Source organism: Methanosarcina hadiensis (genome assembly GCF_046529725.1).
GTDB lineage: Archaea > Halobacteriota > Methanosarcinia > Methanosarcinales > Methanosarcinaceae > Methanosarcina > Methanosarcina hadiensis.
This window is the reverse complement of the sequence record NZ_CP136241.1, coordinates 2,084,587-2,104,824: the sequence shown is the minus strand read 5'-3', so window position 1 is coordinate 2,104,824 and position 20,238 is coordinate 2,084,587. Positions and strand designations below refer to the sequence as shown.

The 20,238-nt window shown below is 41.3% G+C and carries 17 protein-coding genes; 4 read left to right on the top strand and 13 right to left on the bottom strand.

The features are described from left to right. Positions 1–95: 95 nt before the first annotated feature. The gene (locus tag RSJ42_RS08965) at positions 96–749 is read right to left on the bottom strand and encodes a hypothetical protein (RefSeq protein WP_410510223.1); all 654 of its coding nucleotides are present in this window, start codon (positions 747–749) and stop codon (positions 96–98) included. A gap of 424 nt (positions 750–1,173) precedes the next feature. On the opposite strand from RSJ42_RS08965, the gene RSJ42_RS08960 reads away from it, so the two are divergent. Beyond that, positions 1,174–1,989, top strand: coding sequence for a sulfite exporter TauE/SafE family protein (locus RSJ42_RS08960; RefSeq protein WP_410510222.1), 816 nt, complete (start codon positions 1,174–1,176; stop codon positions 1,987–1,989). A 250-nt stretch (positions 1,990–2,239) separates the two neighbouring features. Here the strand turns inward: RSJ42_RS08960 and RSJ42_RS08955 are convergent, their stop codons facing one another. Then, the gene (locus RSJ42_RS08955; protein WP_410510221.1) at positions 2,240–3,409 is read right to left on the bottom strand and encodes an ABC transporter permease; all 1,170 of its coding nucleotides are present in this window, start codon (positions 3,407–3,409) and stop codon (positions 2,240–2,242) included. A 528-nt stretch (positions 3,410–3,937) separates the two neighbouring features. Then, complete coding sequence (eno, locus tag RSJ42_RS08950; RefSeq protein WP_410510347.1) at positions 3,938–5,224, bottom strand: phosphopyruvate hydratase; 1,287 nt, start codon at positions 5,222–5,224, stop codon at positions 3,938–3,940. A 684-nt stretch (positions 5,225–5,908) separates the two neighbouring features. On the opposite strand from eno, the gene RSJ42_RS08945 reads away from it, so the two are divergent. Then, positions 5,909–6,298, top strand: coding sequence for a transcriptional regulator (locus RSJ42_RS08945; RefSeq protein ID WP_410510220.1), 390 nt, complete (start codon positions 5,909–5,911; stop codon positions 6,296–6,298). A gap of 165 nt (positions 6,299–6,463) precedes the next feature. Here RSJ42_RS08945 and RSJ42_RS08940 read toward each other — a convergent pair whose 3' ends face one another. The 7 genes from RSJ42_RS08940 to RSJ42_RS08910 all read right to left on the bottom strand — a co-directional run bounded on the left by RSJ42_RS08940 (position 6,464) and on the right by RSJ42_RS08910 (position 12,661). Then, positions 6,464–6,919, bottom strand: coding sequence for a PPC domain-containing DNA-binding protein (locus RSJ42_RS08940; RefSeq protein WP_410510219.1), 456 nt, complete (start codon positions 6,917–6,919; stop codon positions 6,464–6,466). A gap of 9 nt (positions 6,920–6,928) precedes the next feature. Then, positions 6,929–7,612: an ABC transporter ATP-binding protein gene (locus tag RSJ42_RS08935; RefSeq protein WP_410510218.1), complete on the bottom strand. Its 684-nt coding sequence runs from the start codon at positions 7,610–7,612 to the stop codon at positions 6,929–6,931. Between the two features lie 215 nt (positions 7,613–7,827). Beyond that, a complete protein-coding gene (locus RSJ42_RS08930; RefSeq protein WP_410510217.1) occupies positions 7,828–8,745 on the bottom strand; it encodes a DMT family transporter in 918 nt (305 codons plus the stop codon). 101 nt (positions 8,746–8,846) lie between these two features. After that, positions 8,847–9,812 carry a DMT family transporter gene (locus RSJ42_RS08925; protein ID WP_410510216.1) on the bottom strand — a complete coding sequence of 322 codons (966 nt, stop codon included), beginning with the start codon at positions 9,810–9,812 and terminating at the stop codon, positions 8,847–8,849. 192 nt (positions 9,813–10,004) lie between these two features. Then, positions 10,005–11,696: an adenosylcobalamin-dependent ribonucleoside-diphosphate reductase gene (locus RSJ42_RS08920; RefSeq protein ID WP_410510215.1), complete on the bottom strand. Its 1,692-nt coding sequence runs from the start codon at positions 11,694–11,696 to the stop codon at positions 10,005–10,007. A 208-nt stretch (positions 11,697–11,904) separates the two neighbouring features. Next, the gene (locus RSJ42_RS08915) at positions 11,905–12,372 is read right to left on the bottom strand and encodes a peptidylprolyl isomerase (protein ID WP_410510214.1); all 468 of its coding nucleotides are present in this window, start codon (positions 12,370–12,372) and stop codon (positions 11,905–11,907) included. 25 nt (positions 12,373–12,397) lie between these two features. Continuing rightward, entirely contained in the window at positions 12,398–12,661 is a 264-nt protein-coding gene (locus tag RSJ42_RS08910; RefSeq protein ID WP_410510213.1) for a hypothetical protein, read from the bottom strand. A 235-nt stretch (positions 12,662–12,896) separates the two neighbouring features. Between RSJ42_RS08910 and RSJ42_RS08905 the strand changes: the two genes are divergently transcribed. Beyond that, positions 12,897–13,466: a hypothetical protein gene (locus RSJ42_RS08905; protein ID WP_410510212.1), complete on the top strand. Its 570-nt coding sequence runs from the start codon at positions 12,897–12,899 to the stop codon at positions 13,464–13,466. Between the two features lie 176 nt (positions 13,467–13,642). Here RSJ42_RS08905 and RSJ42_RS08900 read toward each other — a convergent pair whose 3' ends face one another. The 3 genes from RSJ42_RS08900 to RSJ42_RS08890 all read right to left on the bottom strand — a co-directional run bounded on the left by RSJ42_RS08900 (position 13,643) and on the right by RSJ42_RS08890 (position 18,198). Next, positions 13,643–15,718, bottom strand: a complete 2,076-nt coding sequence (locus tag RSJ42_RS08900) for a glycogen debranching N-terminal domain-containing protein (RefSeq protein ID WP_410510211.1) — start codon at positions 15,716–15,718, stop codon at positions 13,643–13,645. 408 nt (positions 15,719–16,126) lie between these two features. Beyond that, entirely contained in the window at positions 16,127–16,747 is a 621-nt protein-coding gene (locus RSJ42_RS08895; protein WP_410510210.1) for a cyclase family protein, read from the bottom strand. Positions 16,748–17,211: 464 nt separating this feature from the next. Then, positions 17,212–18,198, bottom strand: coding sequence for a TIGR03885 family FMN-dependent LLM class oxidoreductase (locus RSJ42_RS08890; RefSeq protein WP_410510209.1), 987 nt, complete (start codon positions 18,196–18,198; stop codon positions 17,212–17,214). Between the two features lie 673 nt (positions 18,199–18,871). On the opposite strand from RSJ42_RS08890, the gene RSJ42_RS08885 reads away from it, so the two are divergent. Continuing rightward, positions 18,872–20,047: a hypothetical protein gene (locus tag RSJ42_RS08885; protein ID WP_410510208.1), complete on the top strand. Its 1,176-nt coding sequence runs from the start codon at positions 18,872–18,874 to the stop codon at positions 20,045–20,047. Positions 20,048–20,238 lie beyond the last annotated feature (191 nt).

The following is a 20,238-nucleotide window of genomic DNA, read 5'->3' as shown; positions in this document are numbered from 1 at the left end:
ACAGGTGCGTACTCCTGCTTTATTTCGAGACGTCTTAAAAGTAACATATTCCTGCGTTCGTTTCTGAAGAATTATTGAATTTTGAACTGCAGTTTTTAGTTTTCATTTTCATCTTTTTCTATGCAGATCAGTTCTTCTGCATAAGGCAGCGTCTTTTTCATCCAGCCGCAGAAGTCCCTCCACTCGTCAAGCTTGTGGTGGCGGCGCTGGAAATAAATATTCCTGAGCTCGGCGTAGTTCGTTATAACTGTCCTTTTCTGCATGTAGGCGCTCGGAAGATCCTGGACAAGTTCCCTGAAGATCGCTTTTCTGTAAGCGTTGTCTTCCTCGCTGTCTCCTTCACGGGACTTGTAGGCTTTGATAAGGTCGTTAAGGTGCCGGATCTGGGCGTTCCTGTATTCGTTCATCATATCAAAGGAGAAGTCATGAGGGGCCAGGTCCCTGCTGGTAAGCTTATGCATTGTTGAGGTTGAATTCTTTTCCGTGAATTTGTATGTGTCAAACTCTTTCCACCAGTAGAGGGGAGCTGTGAGGTCAAAACAGACTGTAATGAACCTCAGAAATTTGCCGTGCTCGTTTCCTGCAAGAGTCAGGCGTCGGGCAAGGTTAAGGTCTTTTTCTCCAAGTGTACAGTTTCCTGCCTGATCAGGCTCGCTGCTGTCCATAAGGTGCCAGGAATTCATTGGGTTCCGCATTCCAAGAATAGCATAATAAAGGTTGTATGTGCCATGTAACTCGATTTTGATCATAAAAGCGCCTCTTTACCAGGATGTGGGAGATAAATTATAAAGCTGGTCTGATATTTCTAACGGTAAAAAGTTTACAACAATAAATAATTTGTGAACCTGCTTCCGGATAATAACTTATAACTCATTTTAAATATTTGTTGCGCAGGAAAAATGCAGACTTTCCAGGGGCAAATTACTTAAGAAAGACAATCCCCTCTTAACCCATGATTTATCCTTTCAAGTACGACCTTTCTGCAAACTTCGGTTTTTTTCATCTTACAATCAGCGGCAGTACTGCATATTTTCAGTACGATACTATTAACTTAAATAAGCTTCAAACTCCATGTAAACCGAAGCCTGAAATCTGTTCTTAATCCATGCTCCGTCCGTAATCCAAACACGTTCCTGTATCCAGAAAATAAAGACTGAAAACAGAGATCTGGAAATGACTCCTGGCGAACCCCTTTATATTTTAATCCTCTTCCTTACAGGTGCTTTTACGGGCATTATTTCAGGCCTGCTGGGCGTGGGAGGAGGTTTCATCATGTTTCCTGTCCAGTACTGGCTTTTGCAGGAAACCGGGCTTCACCCTGACCTGGCCATAAGGATAGCTCTCGGGACGAGTCTTTTCGTAATTTTATTAAATTCAATCAGTGTAACTTTAAAGTACCAGAAGAGGCGGGCAGTACTCTGGAAGCAGGCAATCCTTATGGGGGTTTTCGGGTCAGTTGCCAGCTTTGGAGGTTCAGCCGTAGCCGCTTACCTTCCCGCATCCGTACTGAGCACAATCTTTGGGATCGTAATCATACTTGGGGCGCTGAGGACCTATAAAACGCCGGCTGTTAAGGAAAGAAAAGAAAATATAAGCTCCAGCAAGCTCTCATATGTCTTTGCCGGTGTTCTTATAGGTTTTTTTTCAGGGCTTCTCGGAATAGGTGGAGGAGTGATTGGAATTCCAATCATGTTAATTATCCTGCGTTTCGACATGCTGGAAGCTATTGGGACTTCAGCTGCGGTAATAATGTTCACATCTTCTGGAGGGTCACTTGGATACATAATCCATGGCTGGGGCCAGCCTGAACTCCCCCCTTATTCCCTGGGATATATCAACATTCTTAATTGGGTTCTGCTGGCGGTCCCTGGTTTTCTTGCGGCAAGAAAAGGGGCAGATATTGCTCATATTGTAAATCCTGAGTACCTGAAGCACCTTTTTGTTTTCCTTATGGTCTATGTGGGACTTGAAATGATAGGAATTATCTGAAAATCTCCGGAAATGAAAGGATCATCTGACAATAACAGATTCTGACAAAAATAGGAATTGCCTGAAATATAGGGGAATCAAAATAATTTTGAGAGGCGTTTCTAAGATTAAATTGTTGAGAGTCATACTGTTGAGGGCTATAATGTGGGAGCTATAATATTGCAAGCTATAATATTGGGAGTTATGGTGATTGAGAACTGTTACTTTGAGAACTAAAAACTATAATTCTGAGAGCCATAGTCTTTCTTCTTCATGCACTCTCGATGGCTTTCACAGGGTCAAGTTTTGCAGCTTTTCTTGCAGGGTAAATTCCTGAGAGGATATTGACGATAAAGGCAAAGAAAGCGGCATATAAAAAGTTAAGAGGTTCGACTTCGAGCGGAAGTGTCTGGAGCCCGAAGTACATCTCTTCAGGAACCTCAATTGGATAGTTCTGGAGCGCAACGATAGTAATGTAACCAAGAACCGTACCAAGTATAAGTCCTATGGCTCCGAGGATTATGGACTGAAAAATGAACAAGACCATTATGCTCTTTTGAGAAGCCCCCATAGCTTTCAAAATGCCTATCTCTCTGGTCCTCTGGGCAACAATGGTAATGAGGGTATTTGCAATCCCAAAGCCTGCAATCCCGTAGATCAGTAGATAGAAGATATTTACGAAAACCATCTGAGTTTCCAGAAGCCCGAGTATTTCGGCGTTTGCTTCGCTCCAGCTTACGGCATCGAGCCCGGTCTCTCTCTCAATCGAGAATGCAATAGCATCCGCCTGGTAAGGGTCTGCAACCCTGACTCCTATAGTGCTTACTACTCCGGGTTCATTGAAAAAGTTCTGCACTGAGTCAAGCCGCGCATAAGCTATGGTTTCATCTGCGGCAGTTCCGGTATGCACCAGGCCCACTACCTTAAAAGAAGTTGTTTGTGAGCCAGGGAAAACAGCATCTACCCTATCTCCTACGTGAACCTCAAGATTTTCCGCAAGCTTATCACCGAGAAGAATTCCGTGCCTTGTATGGACAAGGGACATAAGGCTTCCTTCAATAACGTCTTCGCTTACCCTCATAACATTTTCTTCAGCTTCCGGGTCGACTCCCTGAAGCGAAACCCCTTCGGCATTGTCCCGATATTCCAGTGCAGCCTGACCCAGGTATTTGGGGGATACGGCTATAACTCCTTCCTTTTCAGAGATTCGAGCAGATGTATGCCTGTAAAGATGAATGAACTCTTCTTCCTCATCCTGAGGATTGATTACAATATGGGGATTATTTTCAATGCTTGAGGTTACAAGCTCGTCCTGGAAACCCGAAAGCATTGCCATCATTACCGTAATCACGGCAACAGCTAGAGCAACAGCAAGTATAGCAAAAAGAGTCTGCTTTTTTCTGGATAATATCTGCCTCAAAGCAATTTTCAGTTCATACATCTGGATAAACTCCCTAACTCTGCCGGCTATTCAGAACTTTCAGGCAACCTCATAACTTCAAACTTTCAGTCACTTCTGTATTCCTTTTTAGGGGGCTGATATAAATCTGTTTCTGATTCTGCGCCCGAGCTTCACTTCCCGAGTCTCGCTTCGGGAGTACGCTGTCCTACCCGAGTTTCGCTTCGGGAGCACGAAGTCCTTTTCACTCGCTTCGCTCCCTCAAGAGGACTAATTTTTGGGTTGAGATAAAACCAAGTCCTCTCTCGGGGGAACGGTGTCTTTTTCACTCGCTTCGCTCGCTCAAGAGGACTAATTTTGGTTTTTGAAGCGAACTTCGTTCAAGAGGACCAACTTAAACGATAGTAAAATGGAGAAGCGAAGGAGAATGGCCTGTTTATAAGGAATATAGAAGAAGAGAAAACAGCGAAATGATAATTTATATACGCTTAATACTAAAAGACAATAAAAAAGTTAAAAATGAGTGAAAAGAAAAATGGATAAGACAAGAAAAAATTACTTTAAAAAGGGTTAGAGCTGCACGTAATGTGCAACTTCTCCCAGGTCTTCCTCGATTCTGAGGAGCTGGTTGTATTTTGCAGTCCTTTCGCCGCGGGCTGGAGCTCCGGTCTTTATCATTTCGGCTCCAATTGCAACTGAAAGGTCTGAAATGGTTGTGTCTTCGGTTTCCGCAGAGCGGTGGCTTACGATCACTGTGTAACCGTTTCTGGAGGCCATGCTTGCGGCATCAAAGGCTTCTGAGATCGAGCCGATCTGGTTAACTTTAAGGAGAAGGGCATTTGCTGCTCCCATATCCACACCTTTTGAAAGCCTTTCAATATTTGTAACAAACAGGTCATCACCTACGATGATAGTGTCCCATAGTTCATTCGTAAGGGCTTCAAAGTCTTCGAAGGCTTCTTCATAGAAGGGGTCCTCGATAGAAAGGATAGGGTAAGAATTTACAAGCTCTACGTAATAGTCGAGCAGTTCAGGAGCGGCCAGTTTCTTTCCGTCAATATTATAGAACTCTTCTTCATAGAATTCTGTTGCTGCGGCGTCAAGACCTATTGTGACCTCGGACTCGGTATAGCCTGCTTCTTCAATTGCGTGCACCAGGGCGTCAAGAGCTTCTGAAGATTCGCTCATGCTGGGCGCATATCCGCCTTCATAACCCACATTGGTAGAAGAGCGTCCATATTTTTTCTCAAGGAACTTCCCAAGGATCTGGTAGATCTCAGCCCCGATCTGAATGGCTTCGTAAAAGGTTTCCGCACCTTTCGGCTGAATCATGAACTCCTGAATTGCAAGTTCGTTTCCTGCGTGTTTGCCTCCGTTCAGGACATTCATTGTGGGTACTGGAAGGGTAAAAGCGTTTGAACCGCCGAAATAGCGGTAAAGGGGCATATTAAGAGAATCTGCTGCGGCTTTTGCAACTGCCATGGATACTCCAAGAATGGAGTTTGCTCCAAGGTTTGATTTGTTTTCAGTCTCATCGAGCTCTATCATAAGCTCATCGATTTCCCGCTGGTTTCGCACATCAAGTCCGAGCAGTTCCTTCTGGATAATGGTATTTACGTTCTTGACTGCGGTCAGGACTCCTTTTCCCCCATATCTGTTAGGGTCTGCATCGCGCAGTTCAAGGGCTTCATTCGTACCCGTGGAAGCTCCTGAAGGGACACTTGCTCTTCCGAATCCCTTAGGTGTAAACACATCAACTTCAATTGTGGGATTTCCCCTTGAGTCCAGGATCTCCCGAGCATGTATCTTTTGGATTTTATATTCTCCAGAATCCTGCTGTAAACCGATATACGACATCATTTCACCCTTTCTAATCTCTGACTATCTATACATATATTCTGTTATTTGAACTTGACTTTTAAGTAATCTAAGCGTCAGTTAATCTAAGCGTTACATGTCCGAATGGTATTTAATTCTTTATCCGGTTAGAATGAATAAATTTGCCTGAGTTATACCTGTACTTCTTGGAAGAAGCACTCTTTTTAAAGCAAAACCCCTTTTTTACTTTATTCCAGTAATCTGCCTGTCTCAGGGCACTAATATATAAAGAGTTTTCTTTTAAATGAGTATTATTTTTAGAAATTAACTCTTTCCTTTTTAGTCCAGATTTTCCCTGTTTAAAGGTCAGAAGATATCAATACGCTCGAAGCTGATTATTCATTTACTGGAAATACCTGGTTCCGGCTTTAAGGGATTTTTGCCCCCTATAATAGCAGGACCTATCTTCATGTTTCCGTGAAGCCTGTTTTATGGTAAAGGGATGTTTATTCCTGCGAACACATGCTTTAAAGGTTTTGGTTAGAAATACAAAGCTTATTTTTTTTCTGGAGATTTATTCCTTCAGTCTTTTATACAAACACTCTGTAAAAAAACCTTAATCGGATTAGATACCTTTTTTGCTTGTTTACAATACCCATTTTATTCAGGAAAATAATATTATCTACATAAAATATATAAACCTGAAAGTATTATTCATTCTCGATGACCGAAGATTCTCCAGTTAATTTAACCGAAAAGGAGTATTCAATTATTGATATGCTCCAGAGCCTGGGACTCCCGAGGACAGAGGCCACCGCAATCGTATGTTTAAAAGATTGTAGAGAACTCAGATCCCTTCACATAGAACTTGTTTCCGGGCTAAGGCAGCCGGAAGTGAGTGTAGCTATGCGTCCTCTCAGGGATCGAGGCTGGGTGGATGAAAGGTCTGAAAAGAAGAATAAAGGAAAAGGCAGACCTGTAAAATACTACCAGTTAACTGTACCATTCCCGGAAATAGTACAGATTCTTGAAGAGGAGTTCTTAAAAGATAACACCGAAAAAATGATTGCTCTTAAAAGATTACGGGAACTGGAAATTATACTGCAAAATTAGACTCAATGCAAACCTGATCCGCAACAATTAAGTTCACAATAAATTCGCGAAATAAATTTCTTAAAAATGGTATAAAGGGAATCTGCCAGATCTGATTTCCAGTAAATCAGCCAATCATTAATTGCCTGACTCCCTCAATATTATAATTATTTCTTATTGGAAATGTTATTCCACATCAGGGGTCTGCATAAAATTCACTGGAGCAAAGCCCTGCTCTGCATCCATTACCCTCCGGGCAGAAATTCCTTCCAACTCGAAAATGAATACCTCAACAACCATGAAAACTTCACTTTCCCCTCGCAAACACCCCAGTTTAATGTTTTCTCCTCTGGCTGTTCCTGCATGAAGGTGAATTTTAGGCCTTCCGTCCTCCTGGAAAATATCTCCGATTCCGAGAATCTCACGGGCATCATTGAAGCCAGTCCAGACAGGTTCAGGAGGCCTTTTATTTTCTTTCGGGCCTGCAACAAGTTTTCCTTCCTTCAGTGCACCGAGCAGCATAAATACTGCAGACTCAATCTTTTCAAGCTCTGCAAGTTTTATGAGTTCAAGGATCAGGTCATCCCCGTGGTCAATTCTGACTGTAAAGACCCTGCCTATCCTTCCTTTAGTGTATTCCATTGTTTCTCCTCATTGAGACGTTATTTTTCCGTCCACAATTTTAACAACCCTATCAGCTTTTCCAGCCAGATCCTCATTATGGGTTACAACGATAAACGTCTGATTATACTCCCTGTTAAGTCTACGGAGCAATTCATAGATCAGGTCTCCCGTTTTCGTATCAAGGTTGCCAGTAGGCTCATCTCCAAGCACAATCGCCGGAGAACAGCTAAGAGCCCTGGCTACTGCAACCCTCTGGTTTTGCCCTCCGGAAAGCTCTCCTGGCCTGTGGTCCATTCGGTCTGCAAGCCCGACCTCTCTCAGGAGTTTTTCTGCAACAGATTTTGCTTCTTCCCTGCTCTTTCCTGCAATCAGGAGCGGCATCATTACGTTTTCCAGAGCAGTGAAATCTGGAAGAAGGTGATGGTACTGGAAAATAAAGCCCAGCATCCTGTTTCTCACTGCAGAACGCTCCTTATCCGACATTTCTGTTACATCCTTACCATCAATAAGCAGAGTTCCTGAGCTGGGCGTATCCAGCAGGCCTATGAGATGCATAAGCGTACTTTTACCTGAACCTGAAGGCCCTACAATTGCAACAAACTCCCCTTTTTTAATTACCAGGTCTGCATTGTCGAGCGCGCGAAACTCTACTCCGTTTTTGTAAACTTTGGTCAGGTTCTTAAGCTCTATAATTGGGCTTTCGTCTGTCATGCTTTTCCTGCGTTTTAAGCTTCAATCTTAAAAATAGAGGGGCTCTTAAGTAAAGAGCTTTTGGGCGGAGGGGAAGGAAACAGACTCTTAAGCGATATTATGTGTATCAGCATTTTTAGTTTTCAGGTCTCAAAAAATTTTCTTCCAGATAATTCTCTATTTGATAAAGTGCCGTTTACCAGCATACGATTTACCAAATAATCTGCCACACCTGTTCAGACAATTGGCCGGGAATCAGCTGCCAGCTTCAGGTCCTCACTTTTTTTTCTGCTCACAAGGTAAGCCGCTGTAAGGATAAGAACACAACCAAGGAAAGTTGAGGTATACAGAGGACTTTTCAGGACTGCCGTATCGAAAAAAATCCCTGACACGGGCTCAAGCAGGGCAATAATACTGCCTGTTTGCGCCTTTATACCTGAGATTCCTCTTAGGTAGAGAATCGCAGCAAAGGTAATTGTCAAACCAAAGAGAAAGAGAGTATTGAAATTCCTCAGGAAAACCGGGGCTGGTGTCAAAAGTGCGGAAGGCAACATAAACAGAAGGCTTACTCCGGTTAGCCAGAAAGTCTGGGAGATCCCTGTGTAATCGTGCCTCAGGTAGCGAATCGTAATTATAGTTGTACCGAAAGAGACACCTGAAAGTAAGCCGAAAAGCAAGCCTTTAACAAAATCGGAGCCTGTGTTCAGGTTAACCAGAATTTCTCCTGGACGGGTGATGAGCAATACCCCTGAAATGGCCAGGACCAGAGGTAGAAGGCTTTTACTGTTGTTTTTTTCCCCGAGGATTGAAGGGGCAAGCAGATTAACATATATAGGAGCCGTATAGAGAAGGAGGACGGCAGTTGAAATTCCGCTATATTTTATAGCTGAAAGATAGCACATGCCTGTTACCGCGTTGAGAAAACCGAGAAGCAGAAGATATTTCCTGTTCCTGCCGAGCCTGAGTTGCTCCAGACCTCCGCTTAACAGCAGGTAAAAGAAGATCATGCACAAGCCAAAAAAAAGCCTGCTGAATAAAACGGATCCCACAGACATGTCCTGAACCCGGTCCAGAAAAACACCTATGGTACCGTAAAGGACGCTGCCTGTTATAACTTCCGAATAAGGTTTAAAAGAATTTTCCTGAACTGGCACATTTGAGAAATAAAGTACTGGAAATATATATTTTTTGGAGAAGGACCGGTGGTATCAGGAATGGAATTTTTACTGAAATGGAAACTTAAAAAAGAGGGAATTTATTTTCCCTGCGGTCTTAAGAGCTCTTTTTTCCAGAAAGGCACTTTTTTGCTTGACATTATCCTGTCACCAAAGAGTAACTTCCTGAGGAGAATAGAGTTATCAAGGCTTATTACAACTGCTGCTGCAAGGATAAAGAAGCAGCCTATGAGCATTCCACTGTGCACAGGGCTTCCCAGGACGGTGTAGTCGAAAAAGATACATGAAACCGGCTCAAGAAGGGTGAGAACACTGCCTGTAATTGCGCTTACACCTGCAACTCCCCTTATATAGAACACTGCACCCACACCCGTAATCATGACTCCGAAAAGCACAAGAGTATAAAGGTTTTCAGCAACAACATTCACTGGCGTTGAGGCTGCGAAAGGGGACAGGAAGAACAGGCTGATCACACTCTGCCATACAAGCTGAGTAAGCCCGTTGTACTCATTTCTGAGATAGCGTACTGAGATTATGACACCACTGCTGAAAAGGCCCCCTACGAGCCCGAAAATTACGCCTTTAAGATAGCTGCTTCCAAAAGCAATCTGCTCAAAGCCACCTTCAGGTCTTGTTACGTAGAAAACACCTGCCAGACCAAGGAAGAGGGCAAGGATAGTTTTCTCGGTATTCTTTTCTCCAAGGAGGACCGGGGCAAGGAAGGTCAGGTATATAGGATCTGTATAAAGGAGAAGAACAGCAGAAGAAGCCCCAAGATACCGGATTGCAGAATAGTAAGAAAACATCTGTGAGACATATAAAATTCCTAACAAAAGGAGATATTTTTTCTTACTTTTTAAGGTTAACTGGCTGAGATTTCCGGTAATCGCAAGATAGCATAATATCGCTGAGAGACCGAAAAGAACTCTGTAGAAAATAATCGATCCTACGGACATGTTACTGAGAGATTCCATGAAAATCCCAACAGTACCATAAATTATACATGCAGTGAGTAGTTCAAGATGATGTTTAGAGGCAGCAATCATGCTATATGAGGGGGGAGGAATGTATATATATTTTTAGTAAGATAACTACAATTTCATTGATATAATACTTTATAAAAAAATTGATACACTTGATGACGAAGTTGTTTTTGTTTTAGTAAAAATGTTGTTTTTATCTTGGCAACAGAGATAGTTTTATTTTACATATAAGCCGGTATTATAAAAAAATTCGTCTTAAAGTTTGTTTACAGGGCTTTTTAAACTAAGTACAACACGCTGCCTGCTTTCAGTTCTGTAGATTGTGAGCCCTTTTAATCCCTGCATCCAGGCATAAACCAGAGCTTTCCCGATATCGTCCTTTCTGGCTTTCTGGGGCATGTTTATAGTCTTTGAAATTCCTGCATGACAGTGCCGCTGAAAAGCTGCCTGTATATCAATGTGAGTCTTCCAGTCAATATCAAGGGCTGATCTGAAGAGTTTTTTTTCTTCTTCATCCACTATTTCCGGATCTGTTATATCCTGAAGGGTGCCTCTTGTGTAGATATGTTCAAGCAACCGGTCGTAACTGGACTCCGGAAGTTTTGGCTTAAAATGTGCCTCAAAAAGCGGATGCACAAGCATGAATTCGTTTCCAGTTATGCGGGCACGCCTGTAGACCCAGCTGAAAACAGGTTCAATTCCTGCAGAGCAGCCGGCAAGAATACTTATAGTGCCTGTTGGGGCAATTGCAGTAAGTGTGGCGTTTCTTATTGGAAGCTCCCATATGGAATTTTCATACTCAGGAAAAGTCCCTTTTTCTGCCGCAAGTTTTCTTGACATCCTGACAGCAGAGTATGTTACCTGTTCCATAATCTTTTCTGCAAGCCCGAGAGCCTCAGTTGAATCATAGGGCAACCCGAGTTTTAAGAGCATATCGTGAAAACCCATAATCCCTAGCCCTATTTTTCGTGTCTTTCCGGTTGCCTCTTCTATCTCCGGGACAGGATACACATTTATATCGATTTCATTATCAAGAAAACGAACTGCTTTTCCGGCTGTTTCCCTGAGAGAATCCCAGTTGACTTTCCCATCCTCAACTATAAGAGAAAGGTTAATGCTTCCCAGGTTACATGACTCAAAGGGCAGGAGAGGCTCTTCACCGCACGGGTTTGTGGCTGAAATATCTCCAAGTGCGGGTGTGAAATTGTCCCTGTTTATGCGGTCATAGAAAAGAATGCCAGGCTCTCCGTTCCTCCAGATTCCCTCTACAATCTCGGAAAATATCTCCCCCACCTTTGCACCTGTTTTTGCATTCCATATCTCATCCATGTTTCCCTGTTCTACCAGGCGCATGAAAGAGTCAGGAACCATAACAGAGATATTGAAATTACTCAGTTTGCCTTCCTCACGTTTTGCCCTGATAAAAGGATTAACGTCGTCATGAGAAATATCAAGGATCCCCATATTGGCGCCTCGCCTTCTCCCAAACTGCTTTACGATCTCAGTCGCCTCATTAAAGAGCCTGATTAAAGCTACAGGACCGCTTGCAGTACCGACACCTGAAACGGAAGGCGAACCATCCGGCCTGATATTTGAAAAATTAAAGCCTGTACCGCCCCCTGTTTTCTGTATAAGGGCAGCAGTCTTGAGGGAATCGAATATTTCCTCTATGCTGTCCTCAACAGGTATGACAAAACAGGCTGAAAGCTGCCCAGAAACTGTACCTGCATTCATGATTGTGGGAGAGCTCGGGACAAAAATTTTACTGACCATAAGGTTAAGAAATTCAACATATTCTTCAGGGGTTGATGCAATTGCTTTTGCTACCCTCTCACAGACGTCTTCCCAGTCCTCCTCTCCTTCCCGAAGGTATCTGGATTTAAGAATCTCAGCTTCCAGAATGTCCAGTCCGTTTCCGGTTCCCGGCATAAAGACCGCTTCTCCCATTATTCAGCAATTCTTCTGCAAGACTGTTATTTTGTTAAAAATATCTTATGTTTCCTATTGGATGGGACTTTTTATCATCTTATCCGAAAATCTGATTAGGAACTATAGTCAGAAACAATAGTAAGAAAAGTAAACTTGTAAAAAATTAAAAATAGAAATTTGAAGGTAATAAACCGAAAAAAATAATAGATGGTCCGGTTGTTAAACCTCAGACCAGCTCCGCTTTTATAATTTTTACTTCGGTTTTCGGGCGGTCCTGCCGGTCGGTTTTTACTTTTCCCATCGAATCGACAACGTCCATACCTGCTACAACCTTTCCGAATACAGGGTGCATTTTGTCAAGGTAATTGTTGTTTACAAGGTTGATAAAGAACTGGCTTCCGCCTGTGTTCGGGCCTGCATTTGCCATTGAAATAGTGCCCCTGTCATTCCTGTTGTGTTTTGTGAACTCGTCAGGGATCTCATATCCCGGCCCTCCCATACCCGTTCCTGTCGGATCTCCGCCCTGGATCATGAATTTGTCAATTATCCTGTGGAATACGGTTCCATCATAGAAGCCCTGGTCCACAAGTTTTGCAAAGTTCCCTGCCGTGATTGGCATGTCCTCAAACAGTTCAATGGTAATGTCACCCATAGTGGTATGCAGAACCACTTTCTTTCCCTTCCATACAGCCATTTCTGTTCCTCTTTCGGTCTTTTAATCAGATTTTTATGTGTGCCTGTCTTTTTGTTGCTTCTGTGCACTCTATGCTCACCTTGCATGTAAATGCTGCGCTTCCCGAGTCCCGTCTCGCCCGAGTCCCGCCTCGGGAGGGCGGTGTCCTTTTCGGTCGCTTCGCTTCCTCAAGAGGACTAATTTTTGGGTTGAAATACCCGAGTTTCGCATCGGGATCATAGAAAATCATAGATTTTCGAGGAGTTGCACTGTAAGTGCAACAGCACGAGGTTCTTTTCGCTTCGCTCAAGAGGACTAATTTATGGTTAAGCTTAAAAAAGGCTTTGCGAATATTACTTTAAATTGTCTGCCTTTTTAGAGATTTACTTGCTGGAAAAATTCATGTGAATGATTATATTTTTATAGTCTACATGGTCTATTTTTATTTAGGGAAGAAAGTAGGTTAAACCATCTTATTACGTAAACCATTTTATTACGTTAAGTTCCGATTAATAGTTCTGATAAATGCAGTGGGGTAGATTGTTATGCAAAAACAAAAGGCATTTTGCCTGTGGATAGCCGCAGGTTTCTTCATCAATCTTGCCGTGTTTCCGGTTTCAGCTGAAACGGTTATATCAGATAGTATGGTTCTTGAGGATGAGACCGGAGAAATAAATTTGACAGAATATTCAATGGCTTCATATAATGAAACTGAAGCTGTTGAAACTGAGCTGGAACTGGGACTGGAATTCCTCGGATCCATGCTTCGCCTGCTTCACCTCAACCTGAACCTTATAAATGGCCTTCTCGGTGAACATTCAGAAGCATATCCATTCCTGCAATCAGCAATGGAAGGAACGACTACAGGTGTTGATGCAGTAAACTCATCGATTGCTTTTGTGGAAGATCCTACAAATATGAGTAAAGCAAATGATACTATGCATATCTTTGACGATGCTATTGCAGACCTGAACGCAAGCCTCGTATATCCGCAGGATATGCTTGATGCTGCAAACGCAACTCTCGGGCAGCCCGGGTCCACAACACCAATACTGGAAAATATGTACAAAATAACCAAAGCAATGGTCACGGTTTATGATAATATTGAGACATAATAAGGAAGGTTTCAAAATTTTTTCAAACCCCTTTGTTTCTCATGGAAAATTTTGGTAAAGAGACTCTCAACTATCAAAAATTCAAAGTAGATCTAAAGTCCCTGATGAATAAATAAAAGCTATTTTATCAGGACTACAGGCAGTGGAGTAAAATATTGATTAATTCCCTGTCCTGATCATCCGTCTGATAATCTAACTTCTGAGCGATCTTTTCCTGCAAATATTGAAAAGTTTTTGTTGAATAATCTGATATTTCCCACACGAATATCCTCAATCACTGCAGGTAAATGAGGATTTATTTTTATGGTCTCTTTTTCACGGTCAGGTTCCAGCCCTAAAATAAGTCTCAAGAATAATATGCTTGCTCCTGCGGCCCATGCCTGAGGTATGGATGAGGTTGGATAGGGTACGGGAAAGTCGACAACGCTTCTCTGGTAGCCAGCAAATACCTCCGGAAACCTGTTATCGAAATACCTGGATGCTTCCAATAAATTCACTATTACCTGGTTCGCCTCATCTCTATATCCGTATTTTATGAATCCCTCTACAATTAAACTATTATCATGGGGCCATACCGTTCCATTATGATACTCAATAGGGTTGTATCCCCTGTCCTGCATAGATAATGTGCGAATTCCCCAGCCACTGTAAAGATGGTTGCTCATTAGTTGTTTTACAATAATACCAGCTTTATCATCGTCAACTATTCCGCTCCAGAGAAGATGCCCCATATTTGATGCCATTGAATCGATCTTCTCTTTATTTTTATCGAGCCCGAGAGCAAAATATCCTCCTCTTTCATCAATCCAGAAGTCTTTATTAAATCGCTGTTTTAACTCTTTAGCCTGACTCCTTAGTTTCTCTGCAAGGGCTGGATCATCCCATACTTCTTCTGCGAGTTCGGCAAGCCTTATCTTTGCATCATAAACATATCCCTGGAATTCAACCGTAGCTATGGGGGGTTCAGCAAGTCTTGCATCACTGAAGATCATACTTGTCCCTGAGTCTTTCCAGCAGTGATTGGTAAGTCCTGCCTTTGACCTCATTTTATATTCAATGTATCCGTCCCCGTCCATATCTCCGTAATTATCAATCCAGTCGAGAGCTTTTAAAGCCGGTTCCTTAAGTTCGTTAACCAATTCTTTGTTGCCTGTCCACTTAAAAACCTCGTGGAGTAATATGAGAAATAGCTGGCTTGAATCAGCGGTCCCGAAATATGGGCTGTACGGTTTTTCTCCCAGTAAAGTCTTCTCTCCAAACCTTAGTTCGTGAAGAATTTTTCCGGGCTCTTCATCTTTAAAATCATTATATTCTTTTCCCTGATACTTTGCTAAAATACTTAATGTGGTAGATGCGATATCCGGAGCAATAAAACAGCATTGATAAGCTGCTATCAGGCTGTCACGCCCGAATAAAGCCATATACCATGGCATACCTCCTGCAAATATGGGATCGTCTTCCGTGCCTACGTAAAACCTGAGGGCAGCTAGATCCATTAAACTGTGTTTATATGTCTCCGATAATATGCTGCAATATCCGGTTAACCTGGGGACCTGGTTTAGCCATGCTTGCAGGGGTTCATTTATGGCTGGCTGATTTTTATCAAGGTCGTCACACGAAAATTTTGGCTCTTTAACTCTATCTTCCCAGACAGGATGAATTGTCAGGCAGGTCTTCCACTCGTCTTTTTCTGGAATATTGATTTTAAAATTTATCTTTTTATTTTCTATTTCTGCTCCAGACTCGCACTGAATTATACTTTTCCTGAGTATTCCATTTACCTTATACACGAAGATATGCTGATTTTCTTCTGAATTGATCTCAATATCACATTTTCCTTCTGGATTTTGTGCTCTTTCTAATTCTATCACATCTATAAAATCAGCGTCAAGCTCTATTGATAAGGTTAAATCCAGAGGCTCGGTTTTATAATTATGTATTATGATCTCTTCCCTGACCCCATCACTTACTGCGCGTTTTCTAATAATTGTGATGGGATGGCCTTCAAATATCGATTCAAATGGGAGAGTGGCATAATGGGTTGACCAGAAATAGTCCACCTCTTTTGCACTCAGTATAGATAAATCCTGATCGTCTACTTTTAAAACGAATCTTGATAAAAATCGCGTATCCCTGAAGAAAAAGCCAAAGTTATTACTATTATCGTCCTGATATATATTTCCAACAGGATCCGAGATAACGAATGCTTCCCCGTTAACGATTCGTATTTCAGATTTTCTTTGATAAGTCATAGTTCTCTCCCCACATAGTCTTATATATCTATGAATAATTCGATATGCTGAACAGGAATAAAACTCCGGTAAAAGTGAAATTCTGTTGAAAGCAAATTCTGATGAAAGTGAATTCTGGTTAGAGAAGTTTGAAATACGCCAGCCGCGAGATCGTCTGGGTTTATAAATCTGAACAGATCTTTACACTACTCTTCGATTCGCCTTCCAGAAACTTCTCTCACTGATTCACTGATATTTAGACATTCTCTGGCTTATTTTGCTTACCAAAAATTTACCCTCTCAACAACAGACTCCACTGTATTATTGTAATATATAACTTTAGAATGTGCGCTTTTTTATGCCAGATTAGTAGTGTCCGCATTCGATTTCATCGCAGTCAGGAGGATATTTACTACCTTAAGGGGTATTTTATTTCCGTAAAACTACCCTTGCAGGAGCTCCATCAGCATTTATTTTCATGGGTAATGCAGTAAGTTCGTATTCTCCTGGCTCTACATTCAGGAGATTTATGCCTTCAACGACTACGACATTGTTTCCTGCTAATTCTATGTGAGCAGGTTTATCCTCATCCTCAATTCTGTCTATACTAAAATAATCAAGACCAATCAGCTTTACCCCCTTTTCTACAAGATAACTGGCAGCTTCCTTGCCTATATAGACAAAATCTTTGGTGAGCCTGTTTTCGTCTATTAGCTTTGAATTCCTTGTCTTAAACAGAACCCTGATATAGTCTTTCAAATCCACTTTTTTAAGCTCATCAACAGAGATTTTATGCTCGTCATGAATTTCTACAACCAGTGATTTACCAATTAAAACGTTTAAAGAGAGCTGGCTTATAAGGTTTCCATCCTGAATAAAATGGGCTGGAGCATCAATGTGTGTTCCTATATGGTTGCTCATACAGATCTTATACAGCTCGTAGCCTTCATCCCTTATAGATGCCAGCTTCTCTTTATTAAATTCAGGATTCCTGGGCATTACAACTGTGTCTTCATTTACATTAAGACTTACATCAATAATTTCTCCCATGCCTGATGTCCCCCATAATAGATATGCCCTTATAATATAGATATTGATCCCGGTAAAATGCCTGCACAAAAATGTGGTTTTTTCCTGTTCGATATGCTTAATATCTATATCCTGAATATCTATATGCAATATCTATATGCTGAATATCTATATCCTGGACATCCACAGATAAAGCTGCAGGTGAACAGCAAATATTTGAATCCAGCTTCAATGCCGATCCGGATGCTCTGAAGTACTGCAATTTTCGGATATTGATGAGTTTGAAATATTAAAGGGTTTTTTGGAGAGTTTCTTTTTAACCAAATTTTTTTGGACTGAATCTTGTGGGCTGAATACAAAGGAGTGAATATTAAGGATTGAATATTATGCACTGAATATTAAGTATTGAGTATTAAGGACTGAATATTAAGGACTGAATATTAAGGACTGAATATTAAGGACTGAATCCTTTCGTTCATTGTCATTTAAGGGCTGAATTTCTTTTTAACTGCAGGAAGGACTTTCTCTCCAAAATCCCGGATAAATTTCTCCTGTTCAAGACTGGCATTATGTAGAATGATATTACTGAAGCCGAGTTCAATATCTTTTTCAATCCATTCTATATGACTCTCGGGATCAGATGAAATCCTTATATGTTCATCCAGGTCATCAGTCCTTATGTATTTTGCAGCTGCATCAAACTGCTCAGGAGTATAAATTTCCTCTTCAACAACACTTTCGATAGTATTATTTTTCCACTGTTCATAAGCTCCCTGGCGGGCTTTCTCATCGGTATCCGAATATGATAGGTGGACCTGTAAATACATGGGCTTGTCTTCCCCTCCGCCTGCATGAAAAGCATCTACCATTTTTCGGAGCTTATTATAAGGCTGGGATACAGTCACCATTCCATCTGCCCAGCTCCCTGCCCATTTTGCAGTCTCAGGCGTGAGTGCAGCACCAAAAATTTCGGGTGTAGCTTCGGGTTTAACATATAGCCTGGCTTCTTCTACAGTTATGTAAGAGCCGTAATAACTCACGGTTTCTCCAGCAAACAGTGACCTTATTACATCCACACACTCCTGCAACCTTTCGTTTCTTTCAAACTTGGGCGGATACAGATCCCCGGTTATTCGTTCATTCAGAGCCTGACCGCTTCCAAGCGCCATCCAGAACCTGCCAGGAAACATTTCAGCCAGGGTTGCTGCAGCCTGGGCAATGATCGCAGGATGATATCTCTGTCCCGGCGCGTTTACGACCCCAAATTCAAGCGATGTAGCCTGCATGGCTGTCCCAAGCCAGGACCATGCAAAACCGGTTCCTCCCTGTTCAGCCTGCCTGGTACTCCAGGGCTTAAAATGATCCGAGGATAAAGCTCCGGTAAACCCTGCCTTTTCAGCTAATTGAACCCAATTTAAAAGCTCCCCAGGTTTAAACTGCTCATGGGAAACGTGATATGATAACCCCACCATAGAAATTCCTTATTGCTCATTACACATAAATGTGATTGAAAGCAGTAACAATCTGGTCGGAGAATAATTCATCTAACTTTTTTACCGGAAATATTCAGGCATTGTCGCATTGCTTCATTTCAACCCCTTTATTTCACATGGAAAAGTTTAGCAGACAGTAATAATTTTTAGACAGAATAGAGGCAACATCTGGTTCAACTGGAGATCATAATGGTTAGACGCATTCCAACCCCCTTATTTCACATGGAAAATTTTGATAAACAGTTGCGGTTAATTTTCAGAACAGAGCCCATTTCCGGTTCAACTGGAGAGTGTTCGAGCAACTTTTTCACTATCAACTAAACATCTGTATTAAGTAATAATTTTCCAAAATTTTACTTTTATTTCTGCATACCCTGCAGATTTCTATCCTTATGAAGACGATGCCTTTGAAAATTGTAGAAGTATCTCACCAATATCATATTTGCAGAAACAATTCAACCTTATAATGTATACTAGGGGATAAGAGTTATATGTTAATATATATATTAAATAGAAATCAATAGAATGTAAATGTGATTTATTACAGTATAAGTTTACGTTAAAAGGATAAACTTAAAAGAAGTACAATTGTAAACTTTTTTGTTATGTATAATGAGCCATTGTGAGTGGGGGGAGAAATACGAAAAGAAATATGACTATAATCATGTTATCGTTATCACTATTGACATTGATTTCAGGAGTTTCTGGAGCAGAAGCACCAGAGAATTGGAAGCGCATAGACACAGAAGGATTATTTCAAGCTTCTGGTCAATATAGTATCCAATTAGTAATATTCGAATCAGAACTATATGTACAAGCTGAGAATGGACTCTATAAATACAAGGATATGTCGTGGGAAAAGCAAACGATCTCATCGAAAGATCTAAATCCATTTAAATCCGCAGACTTATCCCAATTTTCTAGTGGAACTGATGTAAAGCCGATATTAATATTCAATGGACAATTATATGCACGGGTTTATCCTAAAGGTTCAACAACTTTTGAAATTTGGCGATCTTCAGATTTTGGAAAGGAGAAGATGACGTGGGAAAAAGTTGTATCAGATGGATTTGGAAATCCTTTAAATCATAATTTAGGTTTATTGACTGAGTACAACAAGAAATTGGTAGTTGTAACTACCAATACCAGAACAAATCCTAATGTATCTTTTGGAGATTCTAACTACTATGGCTCAGGGATCCAAGTATGGGAAAGTCCTTCTGGAGATGCTGGAAGCTGGTATCAGATTAATAAAGATGGCTTTGGTACAGAACTGACAATATTTGGGAGAGGCGGCAAGAAAAAAACAGTTCGTATTAATCAGGACTTTGGTTCTGGAGCTATATATAATGGGCATCTATACATAGGAACATTATGCCACTTAGGTGGTGCCCAGGTATGGAGATATGACGGTACTGGTTTAAACGGATGGAAAGATGTTACTCCATGGGGAGACGTGACAAGTCCCGGTGCGCTGTTACTTCCTTTTCGTGTAGCAAGTATGGCAGTTTATGATAACTCTCTTTATCTGGCAGAAGGATTTCCAACTGGAAATCTTCAAAAATATAACGGAACAAATTGGGAGATGGTTGTTGCTGGTCCTAATCCATTTGCATCGACTAACATAGGTATAGTTTCTCTTGCAGTAAAAAATGGAAGGCTCTATGCTGCAACGTATGGAAATTCGTCATATAATTGTGGTCAAGTGTGGAGCTATCCTTCTTATGTAAGAATATGGGTTCCTAAATGGTATTATTGGAGTAGGTGGCATTATTATCATGGACAGATCCCACCAGTTCCTCCACTCCCACCGATAGAAAATATGTAAGGAAAAGTCTATAAATTAATCTATTTCTATAACTCTTTTTTCAATAAAACTGCCTGTACTCTTATACTGAAGCCGCAAAAAACATAGAATGAAAGAGTATGGAAACATGATTTTCCATACTTACTATTTTTCCATAGTTATAGATTACGATAAGGTTCTCCTTTCCAGTGATTTATAAGGAAGAAAATTTA